This is a genomic window from Nonomuraea sp. SBT364 (assembly GCF_001083785.1).
In the GTDB taxonomy this organism is placed as follows: Bacteria; Actinomycetota; Actinomycetes; order Streptosporangiales; family Streptosporangiaceae; genus Nonomuraea.
The window spans coordinates 1-21363 of the sequence record NZ_LAVL01000143.1 but is presented as its reverse complement, the minus strand read 5'-3'; the positions used below and the strand labels follow the sequence as shown (position 1 = coordinate 21363).

At 72.4% G+C, this 21363-nt stretch carries 20 protein-coding genes and 1 tRNA gene; 10 read left to right on the top strand and 11 right to left on the bottom strand.

Features of this window, described 5'->3' with window-relative positions; all coding sequences use genetic code 11:
- A partial coding sequence (locus ADY59_RS37555; protein ID WP_156325968.1) for a tetratricopeptide repeat protein occupies nucleotides 1–2779 on the bottom strand: 2779 nt, incomplete at its 3' end.
- Nucleotides 2780–2878: 99 nt separating this feature from the next.
- Between ADY59_RS37555 and ADY59_RS37550 the strand changes: the two genes are divergently transcribed.
- On the top strand, nucleotides 2879–3424 hold the full coding sequence (locus ADY59_RS37550; RefSeq protein ID WP_049572945.1) for a hypothetical protein: 546 nt from the start codon (nucleotides 2879–2881) through the stop codon (nucleotides 3422–3424).
- A gap of 58 nt (nucleotides 3425–3482) precedes the next feature.
- Here the strand turns inward: ADY59_RS37550 and ADY59_RS37545 are convergent, their stop codons facing one another.
- The 3 genes from ADY59_RS37545 to ADY59_RS37535 form a co-directional block, all read right to left on the bottom strand.
- Nucleotides 3483–4856 (bottom strand): hypothetical protein, encoded by a 1374-nt coding sequence (locus ADY59_RS37545; RefSeq protein ID WP_197094046.1) that lies wholly within the window; start codon nucleotides 4854–4856, stop codon nucleotides 3483–3485.
- Nucleotides 4853–6169: a M23 family metallopeptidase gene (locus tag ADY59_RS48105; RefSeq protein WP_197094045.1), complete on the bottom strand. Its 1317-nt coding sequence runs from the start codon at nucleotides 6167–6169 to the stop codon at nucleotides 4853–4855. The genes ADY59_RS37545 and ADY59_RS48105 overlap by 4 nt, the downstream gene beginning before the upstream one ends.
- A gap of 270 nt (nucleotides 6170–6439) precedes the next feature.
- The gene (locus ADY59_RS37535) at nucleotides 6440–6943 is read right to left on the bottom strand and encodes a DinB family protein (protein ID WP_049572941.1); all 504 of its coding nucleotides are present in this window, start codon (nucleotides 6941–6943) and stop codon (nucleotides 6440–6442) included.
- A gap of 41 nt (nucleotides 6944–6984) precedes the next feature.
- Between ADY59_RS37535 and ADY59_RS37530 the strand changes: the two genes are divergently transcribed.
- Nucleotides 6985–7362: a hypothetical protein gene (locus tag ADY59_RS37530; RefSeq protein ID WP_063780905.1), complete on the top strand. Its 378-nt coding sequence runs from the start codon at nucleotides 6985–6987 to the stop codon at nucleotides 7360–7362.
- 79 nt (nucleotides 7363–7441) lie between these two features.
- Nucleotides 7442–8113 (top strand): DUF6766 family protein, encoded by a 672-nt coding sequence (locus ADY59_RS37525; protein WP_049572935.1) that lies wholly within the window; start codon nucleotides 7442–7444, stop codon nucleotides 8111–8113.
- Here ADY59_RS37525 and ADY59_RS37520 read toward each other — a convergent pair.
- Nucleotides 8047–8892, bottom strand: coding sequence for a 1-aminocyclopropane-1-carboxylate deaminase/D-cysteine desulfhydrase (locus tag ADY59_RS37520; protein ID WP_049572932.1), 846 nt, complete (start codon nucleotides 8890–8892; stop codon nucleotides 8047–8049). The two genes, ADY59_RS37525 and ADY59_RS37520, sit on opposite strands and share 67 nt — an antisense overlap.
- Nucleotides 8893–8962: 70 nt before the next feature.
- On the opposite strand from ADY59_RS37520, the gene galK reads away from it, so the two are divergent.
- Nucleotides 8963–10078, top strand: a complete 1116-nt coding sequence (galK, locus tag ADY59_RS37515; protein WP_049572929.1) for a galactokinase — start codon at nucleotides 8963–8965, stop codon at nucleotides 10076–10078.
- 5 nt (nucleotides 10079–10083) lie between these two features.
- Here the strand turns inward: galK and ADY59_RS37510 are convergent, their stop codons facing one another.
- The 3 genes from ADY59_RS37510 to ADY59_RS37500 form a co-directional block, all read right to left on the bottom strand.
- On the bottom strand, nucleotides 10084–10857 hold the full coding sequence (locus ADY59_RS37510; RefSeq protein ID WP_049572927.1) for an enoyl-CoA hydratase-related protein: 774 nt from the start codon (nucleotides 10855–10857) through the stop codon (nucleotides 10084–10086).
- Nucleotides 10858–10898: 41 nt separating this feature from the next.
- Nucleotides 10899–12005, bottom strand: a complete 1107-nt coding sequence (locus tag ADY59_RS37505) for a nitric oxide synthase oxygenase (RefSeq protein ID WP_049572924.1) — start codon at nucleotides 12003–12005, stop codon at nucleotides 10899–10901.
- Between the two features lie 284 nt (nucleotides 12006–12289).
- A tRNA-Asn gene (locus ADY59_RS37500) sits at nucleotides 12290–12364 on the bottom strand.
- Nucleotides 12365–12499: 135 nt separating this feature from the next.
- On the opposite strand from ADY59_RS37500, the gene ADY59_RS37495 reads away from it, so the two are divergent.
- On the top strand, nucleotides 12500–12802 hold the full coding sequence (locus ADY59_RS37495; RefSeq protein WP_442937778.1) for a YtxH domain-containing protein: 303 nt from the start codon (nucleotides 12500–12502) through the stop codon (nucleotides 12800–12802).
- Nucleotides 12803–12835: 33 nt separating this feature from the next.
- Here the strand turns inward: ADY59_RS37495 and ADY59_RS37490 are convergent, their stop codons facing one another.
- The 3 genes from ADY59_RS37490 to ADY59_RS51890 are packed head-to-tail and all read right to left on the bottom strand — an operon-like array spanning nucleotide 12836 to nucleotide 14771.
- Complete coding sequence (locus ADY59_RS37490) at nucleotides 12836–13309, bottom strand: hypothetical protein (RefSeq protein ID WP_049572920.1); 474 nt, start codon at nucleotides 13307–13309, stop codon at nucleotides 12836–12838.
- Nucleotides 13306–14580, bottom strand: coding sequence for an amylo-alpha-1,6-glucosidase (locus ADY59_RS37485; RefSeq protein ID WP_049572917.1), 1275 nt, complete (start codon nucleotides 14578–14580; stop codon nucleotides 13306–13308). The genes ADY59_RS37490 and ADY59_RS37485 overlap by 4 nt, the downstream gene beginning before the upstream one ends.
- A 32-nt stretch (nucleotides 14581–14612) precedes the next feature.
- Nucleotides 14613–14771: a hypothetical protein gene (locus ADY59_RS51890; RefSeq protein WP_197094044.1), complete on the bottom strand. Its 159-nt coding sequence runs from the start codon at nucleotides 14769–14771 to the stop codon at nucleotides 14613–14615.
- 169 nt (nucleotides 14772–14940) lie between these two features.
- Here ADY59_RS51890 and ADY59_RS37480 point away from each other — a divergent pair, with 169 nt between their 5' ends.
- Genes ADY59_RS37480 through ADY59_RS37460 form a run of 5 tightly spaced genes read left to right on the top strand, consistent with a single transcriptional unit; the run spans nucleotide 14941 to nucleotide 21181 of the window.
- The gene (locus ADY59_RS37480; protein WP_049572915.1) at nucleotides 14941–16110 is read left to right on the top strand and encodes a hypothetical protein; all 1170 of its coding nucleotides are present in this window, start codon (nucleotides 14941–14943) and stop codon (nucleotides 16108–16110) included.
- Nucleotides 16107–18317, top strand: a complete 2211-nt coding sequence (locus ADY59_RS37475) for a serine/threonine-protein kinase (protein WP_063780903.1) — start codon at nucleotides 16107–16109, stop codon at nucleotides 18315–18317. The genes ADY59_RS37480 and ADY59_RS37475 overlap by 4 nt, the downstream gene beginning before the upstream one ends.
- The gene (locus tag ADY59_RS37470) at nucleotides 18314–19219 is read left to right on the top strand and encodes a PP2C family serine/threonine-protein phosphatase (RefSeq protein ID WP_049572912.1); all 906 of its coding nucleotides are present in this window, start codon (nucleotides 18314–18316) and stop codon (nucleotides 19217–19219) included. The genes ADY59_RS37475 and ADY59_RS37470 overlap by 4 nt, the downstream gene beginning before the upstream one ends.
- Nucleotides 19212–20501: a vWA domain-containing protein gene (locus ADY59_RS37465; RefSeq protein WP_049572909.1), complete on the top strand. Its 1290-nt coding sequence runs from the start codon at nucleotides 19212–19214 to the stop codon at nucleotides 20499–20501. Before ADY59_RS37470 ends, ADY59_RS37465 begins: the two co-directional genes overlap by 8 nt.
- Nucleotides 20501–21181, top strand: a complete 681-nt coding sequence (locus ADY59_RS37460; RefSeq protein ID WP_049572906.1) for an FHA domain-containing protein — start codon at nucleotides 20501–20503, stop codon at nucleotides 21179–21181. Before ADY59_RS37465 ends, ADY59_RS37460 begins: the two co-directional genes overlap by 1 nt.
- Nucleotides 21182–21363: the final 182 nt, after the last annotated feature.

The following is a 21363-nucleotide window of genomic DNA, read 5'->3' as shown; positions in this document are numbered from 1 at the left end:
CTTCTGAGGGTGCGGGGGTTGCGGGGGTGGGGCCGGCAGCCGCGACGGTGATGGCCGCGTCCCGGTGGCCGTGGGCACGGAGGAAGGTCACCAGGTACGGGTGCGCGGTCTCGGGCGAGGCGTCCCGCAGGACCTCGCCCGCCTCGCCGATCCTCCCGGAGCCGGCCAGCGCCTCCGCGAGCCCCAGCGCGGCCCTCTGATCGCCCGGTTCCGCCGCCAGCGCCAGCCGGAAGGCGTCGATCGCCCTGCCGTACGGGTCCGGCCGGTCGGCGACGCCGGGCGGTGCCGCCGTCACCCCGGAAGCCGTCGCCTCCCTGGCGGCCGCCTTGAGCCAGGCGTGACCGGCGGCCCGCGCCGCCATGGCCGTCAGGGCCTCGTCCTCACCACCGGCGGCCACCTCCCAGGCGTCGATCGCGCCGAACGTGTCACCGGCTTCGTCACGCAGGGCGGCCAGGTACAGGGCGGCCTCCTGCCGGGTGTCCTCCTGCCCGGCGGAGAGCACCAGCGACAGGGCCGCACCCGCCGCCTCCGGGTCACCGGCCCGCTGCCAGGCGTGCGCGCCCTGCATGGCCAGCATGGTCGCCACCCACAGCTCACCCCCGGCGGGGAGCGCGGCGAGCGACCGCTCGGCGGCGGCGAAGTCGCGCTCCAGCAGCCGCCTCCCGAACCGCCCCAGCTCCACCCGCCCAGCATCCGCCCCGGCGTCCGCCGTCGCTCCCGCAGCTGCGCCGGGGGTGGGCTCGGGCGGGTCCGGGAGCAGGGCGAAGGCTGCCAGCGCGCCGTCGAGATCGTCGAGCCTGATCCTGGTCAGGCCGAGGAGGGCGGCGTTGTGCGGGCTCAGGAAGCGTTCGTGGAGACGGCAGGCCGCCAGCAGGTCGCCCTGCTGTTCCAGCACCTGCGCCAGCCGGGCCACCGCCTCCCGGCGCAGCCCCGCGTGGCGGGTCTCGATCGCCTCGGTGAAAGCCGCCCGCGCCTCGGCGAGGTCGTCGCCGGCGAGCCCGCCCAGCGCGTACGCCACCCAGGGCGCGAGCGCGGGATGACCGCAGGCGCGGGCGCGGCGCAGCAGGTCGACGGCCTCGCCGGGCTGGTCGTGGGTGAGGAGGATCTCCTTGAAGACGGCCGCCGTGTAGGAGAGCGCGAACGGGTCACCGCTGTCCGCCGCCTCCCTGAACAGCCCGGCCGCCTCCGACAGGTCGTACCCGATGGAGGCGAGCACCTGGGCGAAGACGGCGGTGCCGAGCGCGGCGACGGCCGGATCGGCGTGCCGGGCCGCGGCGCGGTAGCGGAGCAGGCCCTCCTCCCGCCCCAGCCGCTGGTGCTCGACGACCGCCTCCAGCACCGGGTGCAGCCGGTCGCCGGATTCGCGCAGCAGGTGCAGCAGGAACGTGGCGCTGAAGCCCTGCATCACGTGCTCGCCCTCGGCCACGTACGACAGCAGCTCGTCGGCCTGCTCGCGGTCGCCCTCGCCGAGCTCCAGCTCGGCGAGCATGACCATGGCGCGCACCGACTGCTCGGGCCCGCCGGAGTCGGCGGCGCGGCGCAGCAGCCTCCTGGCCTCGGGCAGGTCGCCGGCCTGCAGCCGGGCCAGGCCGTCGTCGGCGTCCTGGAGCGCCTGCTCCTCGGCGGGGTCGGCGAGCGGCTGCCGGCGGGCGTCGAGGTCGAGCAGCAGCCCGGCCTTGAACGCGGTGTCGGGGTCGGGGTGCCCGGCCGCCGCGCGGACCAGCTCCATGATGTCCTCGTACGCCCCGGGGTGGGCGTCCAGCAGCATCGACAGGAGCGTCACGCCGACGGACGACCACTGCGACTCCCCGGCCGCCAGCACCGGGCGCAGCTCGGCCAGCGCCTCGGCGACCTCGCCCGCCTCGGTGTGCATCTGGGCCAGGCAGGCGTGCGCCTCGACGGCGTACTCGCGCTGGCCGCTGGCGATCACCCGGTGGAAGATCGCCCTGGTGGCGTCCTCGTCGCCGAGGTGGGCGATGACCTTGGCCTGTTCCAGGAGCGCGGGCAGCCGGATCTCGGGCCGGGGGTCCTCGGCCGCCCGGGTGTAGGCGGCGACGGACTCGGTGTACTCGCCGAGGTCCACGAGCACCGCGCCGAGCAGCTTGTACGCCGTCGCCAGGTGGGTGGCGGAACCGGCGGCGATCGCGTACTCGCATGCCTCGCGGGCGGCCTCGAAGTCCTCCTCCTCGGCGTACAGCTGGTAGAGGCGGAACGCCGACAGCGACACCACCTCCGGGTCGCCGCAGGTGAGGAGCCGCCGGTAGTCCTCTTCGTCCTCGGCGGCCTCGTACAGCTCGGCCGGGGCGACGGAGCCGGGCGGGGCGAAGTCGGGCAGCTCCAGGCTGGCGGCGAGCTCCGCCGCGGCGGGGCTGTCGCAGCGGCGCACCCGCTCCAGCGCCTCCTCCGCGCCCGCCAGGTCCCCCAGCTCGGTGCGGACGAGCACGAGCGCCGTGTCGGCGAGCGCGGCCACCTCGAAGTCGGCGCCGTCGGCGGCGATGCTCAGCACCCGGTGCGCCGCCGGCCACTCGCGAGCGCTGACCAGCATCAACCCCATGGCGATGGCCGAACGCTGGCCGAACACCGGGTCGCCCGACTGGATCACCGACCGGTGCGCGGCCTCGGCCCCGTCGAGGTCGCCGCGCTCCTGCAACAGCTGGGCCAGCAGGTGTGACGCCTCGGGGTCGCCGGCGGCCGCGACCTCCCGGAACAGCACGACCGCCCGGTCGAGGTCCCCGGCCTCCCAGCTCTCCATGGCCGGGGCGAGCCGTTCTGACGTCATATTGTCACTCCTTAGTCACCCTTAAAGTGAAAAAACTACACACGTGTCACTCACGTCACAGGGCATTCCGCACACTGCGCGCGTCGTACCTTGGAGAACATGGTCAAAGCGTTCTGGATCGACCAGGAGTTCGACAGGGAGCGTGACGGCCGCTACGCGGCGCACGTGCGCAAGAGCCTGGAGGCGTTCGAGTGGGGTGACATCGCGCCGGTGCGGTTCGCGTGCGCGGCCTGGCGGCTGGCCACGCCGCCGTCGCTGTCACCCGGTTACGTGCGCTGGGACCGGCGCGTGCTCGACGCCGCCTGCGTCCGCAACACCTGGGACGGCACGCTGAACGCGCGGATCAGGGTCGTCTCGCCGCTGCCCGCCGAGCTCACCCGGACGCGCGCCTGGTGGCGCGACCGGGGCTGGCTGGGCTGGCAGGAGACGTTCGGGCAGTACGTGGAGCCGACCCAGCGGGACCTGGCCCGCCACCCGTTCCTGCGGGCGAGCCTGCTCATCGAGGTCCCGGTGCCCCTGGACGAGCTGCCGCCGGAGCCGGAGGGCCCGCACGACCGGGTCGAGGAGAGCGCCGCGCGCGCGGTTTCAGTGCTGACCCGGACGCTGAACGACATGGTGGGGCCGGTGCTCGACCAGCTCGGTTGACCCCGCCCACGCCGAAGGGCCCCGGACGACGCCCGGGGCCCTTCGTTCACTCGTTCGTTCAGGTCACGGTGCCGGGCTGGGCGGACAGCAGCGTCTGCGTCCAGCCCGTCTCGTCCACGGCGCCCTGACCCGTCAGGTCATCACCACGGCCGTCGTACGGATCCTGATCGAAATACCGGAACAGCGACCCCTCCGGCCGATGACCGTAAAGCACGCCACCACCCGGCGACAACAGATGATCGAACACCTGCCACGTCGAACCCCGCAGCTCATACCCCTGCCACGAACCCGCACCACGAATCCGATAAGACAGCAACCGCCCATCAGCCGCCGTCCCCGCGATCCAATCCGGACCCGTCGCCGTCAACGTCTTGAGCGCGAACCCCTCATCAATAGCGACATTGCCACTGATGTCACCGATCACCGGCTTGGCAGCACCGATCGTGTACCGCCGCAACACCCCACCAGCGATCCCGAACAGATGACCACTGCCATCGAACGCCAGCAGATCATGCGTATACCCGGTACCGAGAAACACCGGCGGCTCGAAAATCAACTCCTCGTCGTTCGTCCGCACATCGACCCGATACAACCGCCCCTCGCGCCCCTCCTCCGTCACCAGAATCGTGTTGAAGTTCAACGTCGCCATCGCCTTCGGCGTGAACCCCAGCGTCGCCTCCGACACCACAGCCCCATGCGTCCGCCGCCCCGACGCCCCATCCAGAGCCGTATACGTCAACTGCCCGCCCGCCAGCACCCCGTACACCGAGACGCGGCCCTCAGGCCCGCTGACGTGCGGCCAGATGGCGTCGACCATGATCTGCGCGTCACCGGCCTGCTCCTGGTAGCGGTCCGGGTAGGCCGACACCTGCACGGTCTGGCACACGTCGCCGATCCGGGCGTTCTTCCAGCTGTTGTTCGGGTACTCCCTGATCATCTTGTTGAGGAAGGCGTTCGTGGCCCACGTCGGGTTGAGACGCTGGGACCTGCTCCCCCAGCTGGCGCGCTGCTGGAACAGCCCCAGGCTGTCGTGGTCGACCTCCTCGCTGATGTTCTGGACCGAGGTCTCCACGATGATCGTGGTCACCGCGATCACGGCCGCCCGCCGGCCCAGGCCGCGGTCGTGCGCGGCCTGGACCACCATGCGCGCGCAGGACACGCGGTAGGCGGACATGTAGCCGCGCATCTTGGCCTTGAGGGTGCCGTTGAGCTGGGTGGCCAGGGCCGCGTCGGTCGAGGTGGTGCCGCCGGGGTCGCACGGGGCGAGCTGGTAGGCGGCGGTGACGTCCGAGGTCGCGGGGGGCTCCAGCCGCAGCTCCGGCTGCGGGTCGGCGGCCGCGGGGGCCACCGCCAGGCCCAACGCCGTGACGAGGGCGGCGGCCGCGATCACCGCGCGCCGGATGAGCGATCCGATGACGGCGGGGTTGTTCACGAGCTGCTCACGGTGCCGGGCTGGGCGGACAGCAGCGTCTGCGTCCAGCCCGTCTCGTCCACGGCGCCCTGACCCGTCAGGTCATCACCACGGCCGTCGTACGGATCCTGATCGAAATACCGGAACAGCGACCCCTCCGGCCGATGACCGTAAAGCACGCCACCACCCGGCGACAACAGATGATCGAACACCTGCCACGTCGAACCCCGCAGCTCATACCCCTGCCACGAACCCGCACCACGAATCCGATAAGACAGCAACCGCCCATCAGCCGCCGTCCCCGCGATCCAATCCGGACCCGTCGCCGTCAACGTCTTGAGCGCGAACCCCTCATCAATAGCGACATTGCCACTGATGTCACCGATCACCGGCTTGGCAGCACCGATCGTGTACCGCCGCAACACCCCACCAGCGATCCCGAACAGATGACCACTGCCATCGAACGCCAGCAGATCATGCGTATACCCGGTACCGAGAAACACCGGCGGCTCGAAAATCAACTCCTCGTCGTTCGTCCGCACATCGACCCGATACAACCGCCCCTCGCGCCCCTCCTCCGTCACCAGAATCGTGTTGAAGTTCAACGTCGCCATCGCCTTCGGCGTGAACCCCAGCGTCGCCTCCGACACCACAGCCCCATGCGTCCGCCGCCCCGACGCCCCATCCAGAGCCGTATACGTCAACTGCCCGCCCGCCAGCACCCCGTACACCGAGACGCGGCCTTCGGGGGAAGGCGCGGAGCAGTTGCGGCTTTCGACGTTGTTCCACTCCCGGCCGTTGCTCTGGCCGTAGGTGACGCCGTTGAAGACGGGCCTGATCCGTTCGGAGCCGCTGTACCCCCAGGAGGCGTCCCCGTCGCCGTTGGCGTCGTAGGCGAGCTCGAAGTGCAGGTGCGGGTGGCCGTTGGACTCCTTGCCCGTCGCGCCGACCTTGCCGATCACCGTGCCCCGCTGCACCCGGTCACCGGGCGAGACGGAGGCGCGGGACTTCAGGTGGATGTAGGTGGTGAAGTATCCGCCGCCGTGATTGATCTGCAGCACGTTGCCGCCGTTGTCGTGGTAGAACACCTTGTCCACGGTCCCGGCGGCGGGAGCGACCAGGGTGGCGCCGTCGGTGCCGTGCTGGTCGGGCTCCTTCACCATGTCGAGGGCGGGAGCGTGCGCCCAGGTGTTGAGCTGCCACTTCTGGCCGCAGGGGAAGGGCAGTTGCAGATCGGGGGCGGCGGCCATCGCGGGACCCGCCATGCCGAACACGCCGGCGGCCGCGATGAGTGCCGCGGTGATGCCGACCCGTAAGAAAGTGAATGGGGACATGAGTTTCCTCCAGGACATGCCGGAATGAAGCCGCCCCGGCGATGTCCTCACCCAGGCGTTCACTTCATATGTGTTTTTCCGTCATCACCTATGAGGCGGCGTTCACGATTTCCTGAGTTTCCGCCTCCGCTCGTCCCGTGACGCCTGCCTGCGGGCTCGACAATAAACGGTGACGGTATGTCGGAGGTATGTCGCGGCGGCGGCCGGAAATCGCCGGCTTTTCGCACGGTGAAACGCGTGCTCCGGCCGGGTCCGACCGCCGGATTCCGGCTAGGCGCCCTTCGCGCCGTCGACGAGCTCGCGCAGGATGTCCAGGTGGCCGTTGTGGCGGGCGGTCTCCTCCGTCATGTGGCCGATCACCCAGCGCAGCGTGAGGTGGTCGCCCCGGCTGTCGGTGCCCACGGACCTGGTGTCCAGATCGACGCCGGCGACGAGCTCGTCGACCAGCGCGCACTGCGCCTCGTACTCGGCCAGGAGCTGCTCCAGCGGCGCCTGCAGCGCGACGGTGAACTCGGCGTCCGGGTCGTCGTCGGTCCACGGCCCCCGGTCCTCGCCGCCCAGGAACATCACCTCGAACCACCAGTGTTCGTTCCAGCGCAGGTGGTTGACCAGGCCGGCGACGGTCATGAGGGGCGAGGTGGCCAGCGGCGCCTTCCTGGCGTCCTCGTCGGTGAGCCCCTCGCACTTGTGCCGCACGGTGTCGCGCGCGTAGCGGTGGAAGGTGGTCAAGGTGGCGCGCTCGTCCCACGTGGTGGGGGTGTCGGTCCTCTGCATCGCCCAAGCATGCCCGATCATCTGGGGGGTAGCAGTGCCGCATGAGGCTCATACTCGGGGTGCTGGCCCTGGCCCTGGCCACCGGCTGCGCCATCGACACGGCGGGGCCGGCCCGGGCGGCCGAGCGGTTCAGTGCCGCGATCGCCGCCCGGCAGAGTGAGGCCGCCTGCGCGCTGCTGGCCAGGAAGACCGCCGAGAAGCTGCCCGACTCCGGGCAGACCTGCGCCGAGGCGCTGCGTGAGCTGAACCTGGGCGACCCCGGCGGGATCACCGAGGTCAACGTCTGGGGCGACACCGCGCTGGTGCGGCTCGCGGGCGACACGCTCTTCCTGCAGCGTTACACCGACGGGTGGCGGGGCAAGGCGGCCGCCTGCGAGCCGGTGCCCGACCTCCCCTACGACTGCGAGGTGGAGAACTGATGCGGGTGATGTTCACGCTGACTCTGATCATCATCGTGTCGGGGCTGGCCTTCTTCTTCGGGATGGGACTGTCGCACCTATGAGCAGGATCAGGGACAACGCGCTGTCGATCGCGTTCATGGCGCTGTTTCTGGTGTGCCTGGCCGGGCAGGCGCTCGCGGGGATGCTCGACTACAACGAGCAGCAGCTCGTCGGAGGCGGCCAGCCGGTGGGCTACCTGGACTACATCACCTCCTCGAACTTCGCCGTGAACGTGGCGGAGAACTGGCAGTCGGAGTATCTGCAGTTCCTGCTGTTCATCCTGTTCACCATCTGGATGGTGCAGCGCGGGTCGCCGGAGTCGAAGGAGCCCGGCGAGGAGGGCGCCGAGTCGGACGAGAAGCAGCAGATCGGCCGCTACGCCGAGGCCGACTCGCCGGCCTGGGCACGGGTGAAGGGGCTGCGGCTGTGGCTGTACAGCAATTCGCTGGGGCTCACGATGGGGGCGATCTTCGTGCTGTCGTGGCTGGCGCAGTCGGTGGCGGGCGTGGCGTCCTACAACGCCGAACGGCTCGGCGACCTGCGCGACCCCGTCTCGTGGTCGTCGTACGTGACCTCGCCCGACTTCTGGAACCGCAGCCTGCAGAACTGGCAGTCGGAGCTGCTGGCGGTGCTGTCGATGGTGGTGCTCTCCATCTACCTGCGTCAGCGCGGGTCGCCCGAGTCCAAGCCGGTCGGGGCTGCGCACACGGCGACGGGCGTGGAGGGCTGAGGCGGCCAGGGCTCCCCGGTGACGACGGCGACGATCCGGGTGCCCGCCGCGAAGTGGCCGCGCCGTACGAGGTCGAGCAGGCCGTACAGCATCTTGGCGACATACACCCCCTCGACCTGGTGTCTCGCGGCGAACGCGGCGAGGGCGGGGGTCGTGCGGGCGTAGCCGCCGAAGTGGTAGTCGAGGTTGACCGACCAGTTCGGCCGGACGTGCCCGTACGCCTCCCGCTGCAGCCGGGCCACCTCATCGGCCAGGAACCCGGCTCCCTTCAGCACCGCGAACCCGAGTGCCCGCCGCCCTTCGGGCAGCCCCGCCGCGATGCCCGCCAGGGTGCCTCCGGTGCCCACGGGGCAGCAGATCACGTCGTACGCGCCGGTGATCTCCGCGGGCAGTTCGGCGCAGCCGCGCACGGCGGCCGCGTTGCTGCCGCCCTCGGGCAGGATCGTCACCTCGCCCCACCGCTCCCGCAGCGTCGCCTCGATCTCGGGCGTGTGCTTGCGCCGGTATGCGCCCCGGTCGAGGTAGTCCAGGCGCATCCCGCAGGACTCGGCGTAGGCGAGCGACGGGTTGAGCGGCTGGTGCCGCTCGCCGCGGATCACGCCGATCGTCTCGAACCCGTGCCGCCGCCCGGCCGCCGCGACCGCCCGGATGTGGCCGGAGTGGGCGCCGCCGAAGGTGAGCACGCGCGGGTGCCCGAGGTTGTGGCGCAGCTTGCGCGCCTTGTTGTCGTCACGCTTGAGGAAGATCCGCACGGTGCCGGGTGCCGGCAACTCCTCCATGCCTCTCCTTCGCCCGCGGTGCCACGTGGCGCTAGTCTACGGTCGGGCCAATGTTGAGGAGTGTTGGATTATGCGGGTTGTTGAAGCTTTCCGTGCCGCGTTCGGCTCGGACCCCGAGACGGTCTGGCACGCGCCCGGCCGGGTCAACCTGATCGGCGAGCACACCGACTACAACGACGGCTTCGTGCTGCCGTTCGCCGTGCCGTGGGGGGTCACCGCCGCCGTCACGCCGCGCGAGGACCGGACGATCCGCCTGCTCTCCCTCCAGTCCGGCTCCGCCGATCCCGTCACGATCGCCACCCACGAGGAGTCACGCGGCTGGACCCGCTACGTCGTCGGCGTCCTGGCGATGCTGGGCGATCGGGTGCGCGGCGCCGACATCGCGGTCGACGGCGACGTCCCGCAGGGCGCGGGCCTGAGCTCCAGCGCGGCGCTGGAGGTGTCGGTCGCCTCGGCGCTCAACGACCTGCACGACCTGGGCCTGACGCCCATGGAGATCGCCCTGCTCTCCCAGCGCGCCGAGAACGACTTCGTGGGCATGCCCTGCGGCATCATGGACCAGGCCGCCTCCGCCCTGTGCCAGGAGGGTCAGGCGCTGTTCCTCGACTGCCGCTCGCTCGGCTCCCGGGGCATCCCCCTCGACCTCGCCGCCGAGGGGCTGAGCACGCTGATCATCGACACCCGGGTGCACCACGAGCACGCGGGCGGCGAGTACGCCAAGCGGCGCGCCGAGTGCGAGTCGGCGGCCCGCAAGCTGGGCGTCGCGGCGCTGCGCGACGTCGAGGACCTGGCGGGGGCGCTGGAGCGGCTGCAGGGCGACGAGCGCAAGCGCGTCATGCACGTGGTGACGGAGAACCACCGGGTGGAAGCCCTGGTCGGCATGCTGCGCGCGGGCAAGCCCGCCGAGATCGGCGCGCTGCTCAACGCCTCACACCTGTCGCTGCGCGACCAGTACGAGGTGTCCTCGCCGGAGCTGGACGTGGCGGTCGAGGCGGCGGTCCGGGGCGGCGCCAGGGGCGCCCGGATGACCGGCGGCGGCTTCGGCGGCTCGGCGATCGCACTGGTCGCCGACGACCGCCTCGACAGCGTCAAGGAGTCGGTCTCGGCCGCCTACGCCGAGCGTTCCTGGGCGGCTCCCCGCTTCCTCCCGGCCACCCCGGCCAGGGGCGCCCACCGCGTCTCCTGACGGGGCTACAGCGGCGGGAAGTTCGGCGAGCGGCGCTCCAGGAAGCTCGCCACGCCCTCGGTGAAGTCCGGCCGCCCGAACGAGGCGGCCATCTCCCGGGTGGCCGCCCGCGCGGCCTCCTCCAGCGTCGCCGTCCAGTCTCCCCACACCTGCCGCTTGATCACCGCCATCGAGGCGGGTGAGGCGTTCGCGGCCAGGTCCCTGGCGTACTCCTGCGTCCGTTCCAGCAGCTCGCCGGCGGGCAGCGCACGGTTGGCCAGGCCCAGTTCGTACGCCTCCCGCCCGGTGAAGGTCCGGCCGGACAGGAGCACGTCCATCGCCCGCTGCTGGCCCATGACGCGGGGCAGCACCCACGACAGGCCGTACTCGGCGATGAGGCCGCGCCGCGAGAAGGCGGTGGTCCACTTGGCCTCCTCGGCGGTGAAGACCAGGTCGCAGACCAGGGCGTGCACCAGGCCGAGCCCGGCGCAGGCGCCGTTGACGGCCGCGACGACGGGCTTGGCGATGGTCGTCGGGTAGGTGTTGGGCCTGGGGTCCGGCTCCTCGTCGTAGTCGCCGGTCTGGATGGACGTCAGCGTCTGGAAGTCGGCGCCCGAGCAGAACCCCCGGCCCGCCCCGGTCACCACGATCGCCCGCACGTCCGGGTCCTTCTCCGCCTTGGCCAGCAGGTCGAAGTAGCGGCGGCCCATGGCGCCGGTCCAGGCGTTGAGCCGGTCGGGACGGTTGAAGGTGAGGGTCAGCACGCCCCGGTCGAGGGCGGAGAGCACGAGTTCGGCCATGGTTAACAGAAGCATGTTCTAGGCCGGGGGTGCAAGGCGGCTCAGTGGCGCGGCACGAAGTTCGGCGTGAGCGTCGGGTTGTCGTAGTAGCGGTGGAAGACCGGGGTGACGCCGCCCGAGATGGGCGGGACGATCCACGACCAGTCCGCCGGGCAGGTGCGCCCGGCCTTCTCCTCACGCGCCAGATGGGTCAGGAAGCGGCTCGACTCCGTGTGGTGGTCGGTCATCGTCACCCCCGCCGCCGCGAACGAGTGCAGCACCGCCACGTTCAGCTCCACCAGCGCGTGGTCGCGCCAGAGCGAGCGTTCGGTGGAGGTGTCCAGGCCGAGCCGCGCGGCCACCACCGGAAGCTGATCGTAACGGTCGGCGTCGGCCAGGTTGCGCGCGCCGATCTCCGCGCCCATGTACCAGCCGTTGAACGGCGCGCACGGATAGCAGACGCCACCGATCTCCAGGCACAGGTTGGAGATCGCGGGCACGGCGTGCCAGCGCAGCCCCAGCTCGGCGAACCAGGCGAACTCCGGGTGCGCGATCGGCACCTCCAGCACCGCGTCACCCGGCAGGTTGCCCAGCAGCGGCCCGCCGCCCGTGCCCGGATCGACGATCAGCGGCAGCACGTCGAACCGGCCGCCGCCGCCCCGCCAGCCCAGCTCGCGTGCCAGCGCGGTGAAGGCGACGTAGCGCGGGTCGCCGGCGACCGAGCCGTCCGCGCGCCGGTATCCGGCGTAGCGGATGAGCTGCTCGTTCAGCACCCGGGGCGCGGGACGGCCGGGCGCGTCGGGCGGGAACACCGTGATCACCGGCCTGATCCGCCCGTCGCCGGTGGCCTCACGCAGGTGCGCCACACACTCGACGGCCACACCCTCGGCGCCGGTGACGTCACGCCGGTCGCGCACCTTCAGCGACTTCCAGTAGAGGCGGCCGATGCAGCGGTTGCTGTTGCGCCAGGCCACCCTCGCGCCGAACTCCAGCTCCTCGCCGGTGTGGGTGTAGGTGCCCCGGCGGGCGATCTCGCGGGCGACATCGCGCAACCGGGCGTTCACGCCGCCGCCCGGGTTCTCCGCGTGGAAGAGCCTGATGAACCGTTCGGCTTCACGGACGTCGGTGTGGGTCTCGAAGGGGCGCAGGGACTTGATCCAGGTACGCACGCAGTATCCAGCACATTTCCGTTCACGGAGCGCCCCGCCGATTCCGGGTCGGCGGCGTCTCCTGCCGGCGGCGTCCTTTCCACGCCACCGTCCCGGCTTGTCCGCGGCAGCCGCGCCGGGGCGGGCCCCGGTGCGGCAGTCCCCATCCTTACCCGCCGATCCCTCCCGTGTCCGGCAAAGCACGCAAGTGCGTGACCTGACGGCTACTCGTCGTCATCCCCGGGCCTGCCTCTCCCCCGGAACGACCAAGGCCCCCTTCCCGGCAAGGGAAGAGGGCCTTGAGATGGCTCCCGCGATAGGACTCGAACCTATAACCTGCCGGTTAACAGCCGGCTGCTCTGCCGTTGAGCTACGCGGGATCGTGCTTGGCGCCGGTCGGCCGGGGCTTGGCCCCTCCGTCGTGCGCAGGAATAGATTAGCGCACTCCGGGAGTGCGTGTCGCATCGTCATCGGGGTAGGGCGGTGGGAGCGGAGGTGCAATCATGCGATATCGAATGTCATTCGTTGCGGGTCTGGCGCTCGGCTATGTGCTGGGCAGCCGGGCGGGCCGCGAGCGTTACGAGCAGATCAAGCGCACGGCCCAGCGCGTGGCCGACAGCCCCAGGGTGCAAGAGGCCGCCGGGGTGCTGAACGCGCAGATGACGAAGGTCGGCGGGATGGCTCGGGAGAAGATGAGCAACCGCCAGATGCCGTTCATGCACAGGCATGGCCACGACGGCGACCGCGGCACGGGCTGGCCGGACGAGACCGTCGACCAGACCAAGACCGGCGCGGGTCAGACCGGCATCCCCTACTGATCGGCGGCGTGGGCGTGTGACCGCTCGACCGGGTCACACGCCCATGCTGCGCCGCACTCCTTCGAGCGCCTGCTCGGCCTGCGCGCGCAGGCCCGGGTCCGCGGGGTCCAGGCCCTCGTCGAACACGAACGTCCAGCCCGTCACCTCCCCGCCCGGCCTGCGCCTGGCCACGAGCCGGACGCCGCCGCGGCCGGGCAGGTCCACGTGCTTGTTGACCACGATGGTGGCGTTGACGCGTTCGCGCAGGGTCTCGGGCAGCAGCCCGGGCTCGGTGACGGCCACCCGGTGGCGCTCGCCGCCGGTGGTGACCAGGCTCAGGCCCCCCTCGTCCCACGACGCCCGGTCCACGCTCTCGTACGGGATCCGGTCCCCGCCGGGCAGGTGCAGCGCCAGCGTGGTGGCCACCAGGAAGCCGTCGCCGGACGGCGTGAACGTGAGCACCCGTTCGCCCTGCTCGGTGGCCAGGGAACGGCGGACGTCGGCGGGCAGGCGGCGGAAGGCTTTCATGTCTCCAAGGTATCGGCGAGCAGGTCGAGGGTGAGCGCCGCGCTCCAGGAGAAGTCACGGCAGCCGCGCCCGCTGCCGTCGAACGGGTCGAAGCACTCGCGGAAGCCCGCCTGCCGTACCAGCCGCAGCGTGCCGTTGGTGAGCTGGCGGCCCAGGGCGTCGAGCGCGTGCACGCCGGCGGCGCGGCGCAGCAGCCAGTTGGTGTTCACCCAGGACGGCCCGCGCCAGTAGCGGGTGCGGTCGAACTGGGCGGCGCGGATCTCGCAGCTCGGCACCGGATAGCCGGTGGCGCCCATGAACCGGGCCGATTCGAGCACCGCGACGGCCGCGCTGACGTGGTCGCTGGGCAGCCCCGGGTCGAGCAGCGGCCCGAACGCGCCCACGGTGCACACCCGGATCAGCCGGTCGGCCCGCAGGTCTCGGGCGTAGAAGCAGCCGTCCCACAGGCGTTCCAGCAGCGCGTGCCTGATGCGCTCGGCCCGGTCGGCGTGCGGCGCGGGGTCGGCGCCCGCCACCGGCGCCAGTTCGGCCATGGCCTGGCAGGAGGCCAGCCAGATGCCGTTGAACATCGGGTCCTCGATGGCGAACGGGTGCTCGTCGCGCAGGTATCCGGGCCGGTAGCCGCTGTTGCGGTAGCGCAGGGCGAGCCACACATAGCGGTCGTGGTCGCTCTCGGGATGCCGCTCGTCCAGGTCGACGTTGCGGTAGCCGTAGCGGATCTCGGGGAGCGCGGCCAGCGCCTCGTCCCAGGCGGGGCTGTCGTCCATGCCCGATTCCCACGGGTGCACGATCGCGGCCAGTCCCGCGCCGCCCAGGTCGCGCGCCTCGGCCAGGTAGGCGTGCTGGGCGGCCAGCGCCGGGAAGGCCCGTGCGACGAACTCCGCGTCGCCGGTGTGCCGGTAGAGCCACCACAGGGCCAGCCCGTGCAGCGGCGGCGCGGTGAGGCCCGAGGTGAGCACGCGGGGCGCCGCCTCGTGGTCGTGCGAGCGCCAGACCGCCGGGCCGGGGAAGTACGCCTCGGGCGTGTGGAAGACGATGTGCGGGAGCATCCCGGTCGACCACTGGCCCCGTAACAGGCTGAGCAGCTCGGCCCGGGCCCGGTCGGGGTGATGGCGGGCCAGGCCGATCACCACGAACGCGGAGTCCCAGCTCCATTGGTGCGGGTAGAGGCCGGGCGCGGGCACGGTGGCGCTTCCCGTCCAGTTCGCCTCGAGCACGGACAGTGCCTCGCGCCCGAGCGCGGCGTCGTCGACCGCTGGCCGCGCCTCCATCAACCCACTATGCGCCGGAAGGCCCGATGAAGCTACGCCCGGCCGAACCACTTCGAGGCGAGCACCACGGCGACGGCCACACCGCCGATGATGAGACCCCACTTGAGCAGCCCCAATGCGAAACCGAGCAGGGGGCCGACGAGGAAGAGGGCGGCCACGACCGCCAAGATGATGAGCAGAATTCGTCCCATGTCCATGACGGTACGAGATCATTCAAGCGAATTGCAGGCGCTTGGGGGTGTAATCAGGGACAAGTCAGGGACCACCCTTACTTCTGGAACCAACCGGTCAGGCCCCCCGTTGTGCCGGTAAACGGCGGGGGCCCGTTGCACGGGGAGCGTGATGAGCCTGGGACCACCGATGAGCAGGGAAGGCGCCGAACACGCGCTGCGAACCCGGGCCGCCGAACGCGACCGCATCTCGGGTGACCTGCTCGACCTGGAATCGCACACCACCCACCAGTTGCTCAAGGGAGCCTCCTTACGCGGGGACACGCTGCGGCGCTGGGGCGCGGCGCTGGACGCGCTGAGCACGCTGTGGTCGCTGAACGACGCCTACCGGGCCGTGCTGCGTGCCGCCGAGCAGGTCAGGGCCGAGCGCGCCCGGCTGGGCGGCGAGCAGCTCGAACGGCTGACCGAGCTGCTGTCGGGACCCTCGGTGGTGCTGAAGGCGCCGGCCAGGCCCGTCGAGCAGCGCTCGCTGTTACCCCAGGCCGACGAGCGGCTCACGCTGGACGAGACCGTGATGCGGATGGACGCCGCCTTCCGGACGGCCACCGACGTGCTCACCGAGATCGACGCCGCCTGGACCGCGCTGCTGCCCCGCCTCGACGAGGCCGACCGCACGCTGCGCGACGTGCGTGACCTGTACGACCGCCTCGGCGAACCGGCCGACCTGGCCGGCGCCGAGGCCGACCTCAGACGGCTGCGCGCCGCCGTACTGGAGGACCCGCTGGACCCCGGGCCGGTCAAGCTGGAGCTGGACCCGATCGTCCGCGGCCTGGCGGGCACCCGCGCCGGCCTGGAGCGGGCGGTGGCCGTCAAGGACGGCTACGCGACCCGCCGCGAGAACCTCGTGGCCGCCCTGGACCTCGTCCGCGCGGCGGAGAGCGAGGCGCGGCTGACCCACGGCCGCGTCGTGGTGAAGATCGCGCTGCCGCCGGAGGCGCAGCCGCGCAGCCGGGTGCCGGAGCTGACCGCCGAACTCGCCGCGCTGGACGTCTCGGCCGGCACCTGGGTGGAGCGGGCCGAGCGGCTGACCGGGCTCGAACAGCGCGCCCGGGAGGCCGCCGAGCAGGCCAGGGCCACGGCGGCGGGGCTGGCCGGGCTGATCGGCAGGCGCGACGAGCTGCGCGGGCTGCTCGGCGCCAGCCAGGCGAAGGCGGCACGCCAGGGCACGGTGGAGGATCCCGAGGCCCTGCGGCTGTACGAGCGGGCGCGGCTGCTGCTGTGGACGGCGCCCTGTGACCTGATCAAGGCGGCCCGGGCCGTCGAGCTGTACAAGCGTGCGATTCACGGAGGTAGCCGATGACGTCCTGCGCTCAGCCCGGGTGCACGGGCACGATCGACGACGGGTACTGCGACCTGTGCGGTCACGCGGCGGCGGCGACGGCCGCCGGGCCCGTCGTGTTCCCGGCGTCGCCCGCCACGGGCTCCGCGGCCCCGGCCGCCCTGTCGCAGCCGCTGACCGGCGGACCGCCGTCGGCCCCCGTCACCGGGCCGGTGAGCGGCCCGGGAAGCGGCCAGGTGAGCGCCGCCGTGACCGGCCCGGCGAGCAGCGGGCGGTCACGGTCGGGCGTGGTGGCGGGGCTCGCCGACCTGCCCTCGGCGCCCTACCGCGACCCGGCGGACGCCGTGCTGAGCGACCCGATGGTGCCCGAGAAGAACCGGCACTGCGCCAACCCGGACTGCGGCAAGCCCGTCGGGCGCTCGCGCGACGGACGGCCGGGGGTGGCCGACGGCTTCTGCCCGCACTGCGGCACCCGGTTCTCCTTCACCCCCAAGCTGGCCAGGGGCGACCTGGTGGCGGGGCAGTATCGGGTGCTGGGCTGCCTGGCGCACGGCGGGCTCGGCTGGATCTATCTGGCCGCCGACGAGAACCTGGACGGCCTCTGGGTGGTGCTCAAGGGCCTGCTCAACACCGCCGACCCGGAGGCGCTGGAGTCGGCCAGGGCCGAGAAGAAGTTTCTCACGCTGGTCGACCATCCGAACATCGTCAACGTCTTCAACTTCCAGCGCTCCGGCGGCCTCGACTACATCATCATGGAGTACATCGGCGGCCCGTCGCTGCTGGAGCTGCGCCGCCAGGGGCCGCTGCCGCTGCGCGAGGCGCTGATCTACGGCCGCGAGATCCTGCGCGCGTTCGCCTACCTGCACGAGCAGGGCCTGGTCTACTGCGACCTCAAGCCGGCCAACGTCATCCGCTTCGGCAGGCGGCTCAAGCTCATCGACCTCGGCGCCGTACAGCAGCTGGGGTCCGCGGCGGGCACCTCGTGGGTGACGGTCGGCTACCACGCGCCGGAGCTGGACACCCGGCCGTCGTCGGTCGCCTCCGACCTCTACACCGTGGGCAGGACGCTGGCGGTGCTGGCCGTGCCCGGGTTCAGCCCGACCAAGAACGGCGTGGCCGCCCCGCTGCCCGACGACTGCGGCCACGAGTCGTTCGGCCGGCTGCTGCGCCGGGCCACCGCGCCGGACCCGGCGGACAGGTTCCAGAGCGCCGAGGAGATGGAGGAGCAGCTCGTCGGCGTGCTGCGGGAGATCAGCGCCGCCGCCGACGGCGTTCCGTACCCGGCCGCGTCCACGCTGTTCGGGCCCGAACGGCAGGCGGTGGGAGCCGGGCCGGCCGACGTCGACCACCGGGTGTTCGACGCGCTCGACCCGAAGGAGATCGCGGCCGCGCTGCCCGTGCCGCTGGTGGACCCGGCGGACCCGGCCGCGGGCGCGCTCGCCGGGCTGGCCGGGCGGCGGCCGGACGAGCTGCTGGCCCAGGTGGCGGCGATGGCGCCGACCCCCGAGACCCGGCTCACGCTGGCCAGGCTGCACGCCGAGAACGGCTCGGCGGAGGCGTTCACGGTGCTGGACGATCTGTCGGCGGATCTCCCCGGCGACTGGCGCGTCACCTGGTACCGCGCGGTGGCGGGGCTCAGCACGGGCGACCTGCCCCAGGCGGCGCGGATGTTCGACGCGTGCGTGTCGCTGCTGCCCGGCGAGATCGCCCCCCGGCAGGGGCTGGCCTACGCGCTGGAGTGCTCCGGCCGCGACGCGACCCGCTGGTACGAGAGCGTGTGGCGGACCGACCGCTCCTACGTCAGCGCCGCGTTCGGGCTGGCCAGGACCTGGCGGATGGACGTGCTCGACGAGGTGCCCGCCACCTCCAGCCACCACGTGGCCGCCCAGCTCGCGCTGGTCGCGGCCGCCGCCAGGACCGCCGCGTCGGGGCCGGACGAGCCCAGGGCGCTGGCCGGGGCCGTCGGCGGCCTGGACCGCCTGCCCGACCTGGATCCGCGCCGCCGCAACCGTCTCACGGCCGAGGTCCTGCGCGCCGCCCTGACCTGGCTCGGCACCGGCACGCCGGACCCCGCCCTGCAACTGGCCGGCACCTCGCTCACCGAGCGGGGTGTCCGCCGGCGGCTGGAGACCATCTACCGCGACCTCGCCGGCGCGGCCGCCTCCCGCCAGGAGCGGCACGCCTTCGTGGACCTGGCCAACGCCGTACGCCCCCGGACGTGGATATGAGCTGCCCCTTCTGCGAGGCCCCCGTGGTCGCCGGCGACGCGTTCTGCGAGACGTGCGGCCACTCGCTGACCTCCCCCGCCTGTACGTCCTGCGGCGCGCCCGCCGTGGACGCCGAGGGCTACTGCGAGCGCTGCGGCCTGCGTCAGCCCACCGGGCGCGACCACGCCGAGCTCGAACTCCCGGACGGCACCGCCGGCATCACCGACCGCGGCCTGCGCCGCGCCCGCAACGAGGACGCCTTCAGCCTCGTCCCCCTGGCTCCACGGGGCACGGTCCCCGTACCGGAGTCGGCGGCGACCGTCCCCCGTCGACCGGCGGACGCGGACGCGCGTGATGGCGGCGGGGCGCCCGCCGTGGTCGCGGTCGTGTGCGACGGGGTCGGGAGCTCGCCCAGAGCCGACGACGCGTCGTCCGCCGCCGTCGAGGCGGCGGCGGACGCCCTGGCCAGGGGCCTGACGCACGAGGAGGCGTTCGCCCTGGCCGGCCAGGCCGTCCGCAAGCTGGCGACCGGCCCGGACGACGCCCCGGCCTGCACCTACGTGGCGGCGGTCGCCCGGCCGGACCGGGTGAGCATCTGCTGGGCCGGCGACTCGCGGGCCTACTGGCTGCCCGACGGCACCCTGCTGACCGAGGACGACGTCGCGCGCGGCGGCGAGATCACCGCCTGGCTCGGCGCCGACTACCCCGACGTGACGCCCAGGACCCGCGTCTTCACCCCTCCCGGCCCCGGCCTGCTGCTGGTGTGCAGCGACGGCCTGTGGCGCTACCTGAACGGTTACGCCTTCCCGGCCGCCGGGACCCCGCTCGGCATGGCCCGGCGGATGCTGCGCCACGCGCTCGACTCCGGCGGCCACGACAACGTGACCATCTGCCTGATCCCCCTAGGAGGCACGCATGGGTGACCAGCCCACTTTCACGCTCCATGTCGACCAGAACAAGTACCTGCCGACCGACGGCAGGGAAGTGCACGCGGTGCTCACGGTCACCTCCTCCGGAGGCGCCCCGGCGGACGTCTCGGCCACCGAGGCCGCGGAAGTGATCATCGTGGACACCTCGGGCTCGATGAGCGGCAGCAAGATCCGTGACGCCAGGCAGGCCGCCGCCACCGCCGTGGAGACCCTGCGCGAAGGCGCGTACTTCGCGGTGATCTCCGGGACGGGCTCGGCCAAGGTCGTCTACCCGGGCGGCGGCCGGCTCGTCCAGGCCGACCAGGCCACCAGGGCGGAGGCCATCCGGGCGATCGGCAAGCTGAGCGCCAGCGGCGGCACCGCGATCGGCGAATGGCTCAAGCTGGCCGGCCACCTGCTGTCGGCCCACCCGAACGCGGTGCGGCACGCCATCCTGATGACCGACGGGCAGAACAACGAGCGCGACTCCGTGTTCGAGTCCGTGCTGAAGGCCTGGAGCGGCAAGTTCACCTGCGACTGCCTGGGCATCGGCACCGACTGGAAGACCGGCGAGTTGCGCAAGGTGGCCGAGGCGCTGCTCGGCACCGTCGAGTTCGTCAGGAACCAGCACGAGCTGGAGGACTTCTTCCGCCGGATCATCCAGACCTCGATGAGCAAGACGGTGCCCGACCTGGCCCTGCGCCTGTGGGTGCCGCAGGGGGCCCGGCTCCTGTTCGTCAAACAGGTCATCCCCGAGCTGTTCGACCTGACGGGCAAGCGGGTCGACGTCAACCCGCTGACCGGCGACTACCCGATCGGGGCGTGGGGCGCCGAGGAGCGCGAGTACCACATCTGCGTGGAGGTGCCGCCCGGTCAGGCCGGCACGGAGATCCGGGCCGGCTGGGTGAAGCTGGTGCGCCCCGACACCCAGCACGAGTACGCCAAGGGCAACGTGCTCGCCCAGTGGACCGACGACCTGGCCCTGTCGACGCGGATCAACCACCGCGTCGCCCACTACACCGGCCAGGCGGAGCTCAACGACCTCATCCAGGACGGCCTCAGCGCCCGCGCCGCCGGCGACGTCGACGGGGCCACCGCCCGGCTGGGCAGGGCCATGAAGCTGGCCACCGAGTCCGGCCGCGAGGACACCGCCCGCCTGCTGAACAGGCTCGTCGAGGTCGACCCCGGGGACGGTACGGCCAGGCTGCGCAGGAACGTGGACAAGGCCGACGAGATCGAGCTCGACACCGTGTCGGTCCGCACCAGCAGGCTGCGCAAGAGTGAGGAGGGCAGCTGATGGTGACCTGCCCTCAGGGCCACCAGTCGGACAGCGACGACTACTGCGACACCTGCGGCATCCAGATCCCGGCCGCCGGCGCCCCCTCCGGCGGCCGGAGCGGCACGCACGAGAGCACGCCCCAGCCGAGCAGCCCGTCCGACGCCGCGCGGGCCGGGGCCGAGAGCTGCCCGGTCTGTCAGATGCCGCGAGCCGGGCAGTTCTGCGAGCGGTGCGGCCACTCCTTCGCCGGTGCCGCCCCCGCCCGGGGGCCGGTGACCGGGGCGGGGGCCGGGGCGCGGTGGGAGGCGGTGGCCGCGGCCGACCGGGCCTACTACGAGCAGGTGATCGGCCAGGGCGGCCCGGACGCCGGTTCCATCGCCTTCCCGCCGTACTGCCCGGAGCGGTCCTTCCAGATGGCCGGCGACCAGGTGCGCATCGGCCGGGAGAGCAAGGCGCGCGGCCTCCGGCCGGAGATCGACCTGACCGGCCCGCCGCAGGACCCGGGCGTGTCGCACCTGCACGCGGTGCTGCTCCCCCAGCCCGACGGCTCGTGGGCGCTCGTCGACCCCGGCTCCGCCAACGGCACCTACGTCAACGGCAAGCCCGTCGCCGTCAACGTGCCCGTGCCGGTGGGCCTGGGCGACCGCATCCACCTGGGCGCGTGGACGGTCATCACGATCAGGGAGGGCACGCCTTGACGATGACGCCCACCGTGTCCCCGGGGCCCGCGGGGCCCCCGGGGCCCGCTGTGCCCACCGCCCAGCCGGCGCGGCCGGCGGGCGCGGCTGTGGCGGCGGGGGGGGGGGGCCGGTTCTTTTACACAACTGTAGCCGCCGCCGGAAAGGGGAGAGGGGGATTTGGGGGGTGCCGGCGCTTTTAA